Origin of the sequence: Spirillospora sp. NPDC049652, from assembly GCF_040675125.1 — a bacterium.
Taxonomy (GTDB): domain Bacteria; phylum Actinomycetota; class Actinomycetes; order Streptosporangiales; family Streptosporangiaceae; genus Spirillospora.
Genome location: NZ_JBFAOF010001539.1, coordinates 1 through 1,125, shown reverse-complemented (window position 1 = coordinate 1,125; position 1,125 = coordinate 1). Strand labels below are relative to the sequence as shown.

Below are 1,125 nucleotides of genomic sequence, written 5' to 3'. Positions count from 1 at the left end.
CCTCGCTGACCGTGCTGCACGCCGAGCCCTTGCCGGCGGCCCTGAAAACCCCCGCATCCCCCTGACGGACGCCGCCGTCCCGCTGAACACTGGTCAGCGGGACGGTCGTTCACCTCTTGTCGACCAGCGTGTAGCCGCCCTTGAGGACTCGGGCGTCGGCCGCCGGAGCCATGCACTTGCGGAGTTGGCCGTCCCCGGGGCCGGGGCCGCCGCTCAGGCCGATCCGGCTGGGGCCGCCGTGCTCGCCCGCCACGTAGAAGCTGATGCCCATGCGATCGTGGTTCCTGAGCATCCCCTCCCATGGCCCGCCGGGGGTCACCTTGGTGAGGGTGCCGGTGACGGTCGCGGTGGGGCCGCCGGTGGTCAGGCAGTCGACGGCCAGGACGCCCCAGTTGGTGAACCAGGACCCGTCGGGCATCTTGGCCCGGTGGGAGATCCGGAAGGTCCCCCACGACCGGGTCGGGGTGGACGAGCCGTGGGCGTCGAACGTCGCGTGCGCGTCCACGGTCACCTGGATGTCGTTGTCGGGCACCGGAAAGTCCATCCGGGCCCATCCCTTCAGGTGCGACGTCTCGACGCCGGGCACGGCGGGCCTCGCCGGGGCGGGGGCGGTGGGCGAAGGCGCGTCGGCCGCCGCCCAGGAGTTGATGGAGAGGGTGGCGGTCAGGGCCGCGGCGACTCCGGTGGCGCCCAGCGCGCCCAGGACGGACGACCGGCGGTTCCAACTGGTCATGTGTGCGCTCCGATCGAGCGGGAGGTGGCTTTCTCGACCGCTCCAGCTTCCCGGCCGGCGCTCCCGGCGCGGTTCCCCCACCCGGATGATCAAGCTCCCTCTCCCGGGTGAACCTCGGCGTCGCGTGCGGAGGGGCGCGAGGCGCGGGCGGTGCCCGCGGGTCGTTGACGGGGTCGCGGGCCGCTCCCTAGGGTGAGACAAACCGACCGGTTGGTATGTCCCCTGTGGAGGTCCGTCCGTGAGTACAGCACCGCCCGGCGCGCGGGAACTGGAGCGGCGGGTCGCGGCCTTCCTCGCCGCCCACGATCCCGCCGCGACCGAGCCCCTGGCGTTCCTGCGCGCCCGGTTCGACGCCGGGCTCGCCTGGGTCCACTTCCCGGAGGGACTCGGCG

General features: G+C 73.5%; 1 protein-coding gene and 1 pseudogene. One reads left to right on the top strand and one right to left on the bottom strand.

All coding sequences use genetic code 11. The features are described 5' to 3' along the window. Nucleotides 1-109: 109 nt before the first annotated feature. On the bottom strand, nt 110-733 hold the full coding sequence (locus tag AB0J52_RS41765) for a hypothetical protein (RefSeq protein WP_500188835.1): 624 nt from the start codon (nt 731-733) through the stop codon (nt 110-112). Nucleotides 734-971: 238 nt separating this feature from the next. On the opposite strand from AB0J52_RS41765, the pseudogene AB0J52_RS41760 reads away from it, so the two are divergent. Continuing rightward, nucleotides 972-1,125, top strand: a pseudogene (locus tag AB0J52_RS41760) (acyl-CoA dehydrogenase family protein); the annotation flags it as partial.